The 1442-nt window shown below is 45.4% G+C and carries 2 protein-coding genes and 1 pseudogene; 1 reads left to right on the forward strand and 2 read right to left on the reverse strand.

Annotation, left to right across the window (positions count from 1 at the left end):
- Positions 1-389: pseudogene (locus RH89_RS15100) on the forward strand (glycerophosphodiester phosphodiesterase family protein); the annotation flags it as partial.
- A 120-nt stretch (positions 390-509) separates the two neighbouring features.
- Here RH89_RS15100 and RH89_RS15105 read toward each other — a convergent pair.
- A complete protein-coding gene (locus RH89_RS15105; protein ID WP_004403674.1) occupies positions 510-743 on the reverse strand; it encodes a c-type cytochrome in 234 nt (77 codons plus the stop codon).
- A 176-nt stretch (positions 744-919) separates the two neighbouring features.
- On the reverse strand, positions 920-1442 hold a 523-nt coding region (locus RH89_RS15110; protein ID WP_038146243.1), incomplete at its 5' end, for a threonine aldolase family protein.

Genomic DNA, 1442 nt, shown 5'->3' on the forward strand with positions numbered 1-1442 from the left:
CAGTGTATCTGGATGATCGCGTCTATAACGACGAAAACTTCAAAGCGACTCTAGCCGACATGAAAGCATTGGTAGCGGATGGAGTACAGATCATTGCGCCTCCAATGTGGGCACTGGTTACTCTTGATGATTCTGGAAAAATTGTTCCATCTGAATACACCAAACTGGCGAAGAAAGCGGGTTTAGACATCATCACCTGGACACTTGAGCGCTCTGGTCCTCTGGGTAAGGGTGGTGGCTGGTATTATCAAACCATCAAAGACGCAACCAATAATGATGGCGACACCATGGTATTACTGGACGTGCTGGCTAAAGATGTCGGTGTGTTAGGTGTGTTCTCAGACTGGCCTGCGACCACGACTTACTATGCGAACTGCATGAAAATGTAGGTCACCTGACGTTAGATTTCGCCGATCTTACCTGGGTCATTCTGGTCAATCGCCTAGGAACGGTATCGGCAAAGGGAAGGGCATGCTCTTCCCTTTTGTTTTTCTAAAGGTCAACAGACCCTAATTAAGCTCCGTATAAAACGCAGCGATATCGGCTATGTCATTGCTGTCTAGATGCTGAAGCTGAGCTCTCATTATGTCAGCCATCGCACCTTTTCTGTTTCCATTTTTGTATTCTTCCATTGCATCAATCAGCGCTTGAGCATCTTTCCCAAGAAGGCTGGGATGCGTTGTTTCGGCATCAGAGTTCGTCGCGTGGCAAAAAACACAACTCGATGATTTCAATTTGCCCATTTCCGGATCACCGGCGAATGACTGTAAGGGGGAGAAAAATAGTGTGAAAAGGGACAGGGTAACGATTGATTTGGTACTTCTCATGTAATTGCTTCAGCCTAATTTGCTTCTTGTTTTAGGCAAAAATAAAGCTTCCCCTAGGGGGAAGCTCAATCACAATTCATTCTTAGTTTGCGTTAAATCAAACGTTTAATGGTATCAACCAAAGTGTTCACATCATCCGACGATACGTCTTTGTGTGTAACAAATCGAATCGGGCTTCGTGGGTTAATGATAATACCTTGTTCAGCCAGCTTATTCGTGAGGCTATCAACGTCTATCGTTTCATCTACTTTCGCAAACACAATATTCGTCTGAACCAGTTCAGGCTTTACACTAAACCCAGGTATTGTTGCCAAGCCTTCTGCTAACTGCTTAGCGTGTTTGTGATCAGCTTTGAGCTGCTCTACTTGCTCAGTTAACGCGATTTTACCTGCTGCTGCGAGAATACCGACCTGTCGCATCGCGCCACCCAGCATTTTTCGAATACGGCGAGCTTTTTCGATCAACGCTTTGTCACCGAGTAACAGCGATCCAATCGGGGCGGACAGTCCCTTAGAAAGACAAATTGTCATGGAATCAAAATGTTGAGCGATTTCTTTAATATCTACATCCAGAGCAACCGCTGCGTTATAAACACGAGCACCGTCCAGATGCAAT

The organism is Vibrio nigripulchritudo ATCC 27043 (assembly GCF_000222685.1).
Classification (GTDB): domain Bacteria; phylum Pseudomonadota; class Gammaproteobacteria; order Enterobacterales; family Vibrionaceae; genus Vibrio; species Vibrio nigripulchritudo.